The sequence below is a fragment of the Gammaproteobacteria bacterium genome (genome assembly GCA_003696665.1).
Taxonomy (GTDB): Bacteria; Pseudomonadota; Gammaproteobacteria; order Enterobacterales.
Genome location: RFGJ01000144.1, coordinates 1 through 1,385, shown reverse-complemented (window position 1 = coordinate 1,385; position 1,385 = coordinate 1). Strand labels below are relative to the sequence as shown.

Genomic DNA, 1,385 nt, shown 5'->3' with positions numbered 1-1,385 from the left:
CCGGGTTGTAATACTGAGCATTGGTGTCACTGACGGAGGCCACATTGGCCCCGGCCATTCCCAAGGCACGCGGGCCTACAGGAAATGTATCCATGCCAAAAACCGGTGCCGCTAAAAACAACGAAAGCACCGCCGCCCAAAACAGTCGAGCGAATCCTCCTTTTTTATGTGCCATAACCCTCATGAATTACCACTCCTTTCGGATAAAATTTTTAAGAACGACCAAGTAAATAGTAATTGTTATCGTTCATTAGTTAGGTGTAAGAAATTGACGCGTTGTTTACAGAATCCGATAATCCGTGAAGGAGGATTTTGTAAACATGGTCATGCACAAAAACATCCGGTTAACGCCTCATGACCGGGAGAAGATCTGGCAGCTCTGGCAGACTGGCAAATACAAAATCAGTCGTCTGGCGGAACTCTATCGGGTCTCAAGGCCAACCATTTACAAGGTCCTTGCCCGAGCCCGGAAGAGAGAATTTGTTCCGCGCACCAGTGTCAACAAGCGCTATCGGAGCCTCAAATACGGGCTCAAGCGTCTGGCCAAGGTCGAACGCGAACTTGAGCTGAAGCGCAAGCGGGAAGCCAGACGTTACAACAAATCGTATCCGGGGGAGCTGTTGCATTTTGACTCCAAGCGCCTCCCCCTGATTCAAGGCGAAGATCAAACTCTGCCGCGCGAGTATCTCTTCGTCGCCATAGATGATTTTTCCCGGGAATTATACGCGGGCATTTACCCGGATAAGACCCAATACAGCGCTGAGCTTTTTCTGAGACAGGTTGCCGACGAGTGTCCTTACACCATCGAATACACCTACTCAGACAACGGCAAGGAGTTCAAAGGAGTTCCGAGTCATGCTTTTGTGAAGGCATGCACCGAACTAGGCATTGGCCAAAAATTCACGCGTCCTGGCCGGCCTCAAACCAACGGGAAGGCCGAGCGCGTTATCCGAACGCTGATGGACATGTGGCACAAGCAGGAGATTTTTAGGGACCGCAAGTCCCGCCAGATCAGCCTGTTGCGCTTCGTCAACTATTACAACACAGTCAAGCCCCACAAGGGGATTGACGGGATGACGCCATACGAAAAGCTGCTAGCGCACTTTTATGGTGGAAAAGTGTAAACAACGCTCCGATTTCTAACAGTTAACACAAGTCCAACTGCCTCGCTGATTACACCAGGCTCCTCCTCCTTCCACTGTTTAATAACCTCAGCCTGTTCCCTTTCGTATTTTGATAGCTTTTTCGCCACGATTGTCCCTATCTCTGTCTAACTTGTTATTTATACATCTCAGTCTTTTGCTAGGCGTTAATCGATAATCACTGGCGCTAAAACACGCACAAAGCCGCTAGTTCACCTGTTAAAACAAAATTTTATGGCTCTT

At 49.0% G+C, this 1,385-nt stretch carries 1 protein-coding gene; it reads left to right on the top strand.

What is annotated here, in order from left to right:
- The first annotated feature begins 320 nt into the window (after positions 1-320).
- The gene (locus D6694_04480; GenBank protein RMH45601.1) at positions 321-1,124 is read left to right on the top strand and encodes a transposase; all 804 of its coding nucleotides are present in this window, start codon (positions 321-323) and stop codon (positions 1,122-1,124) included.
- Positions 1,125-1,385 lie beyond the last annotated feature (261 nt).

What these genes read in the sequence shown, in the direction of transcription:
- D6694_04480 (RMH45601.1), top strand. Translation starts at nt 321, where the DNA reads ATGGTCATGCACAAAAACATCCGGTTAACGCCTCATGACCGGGAGAAG.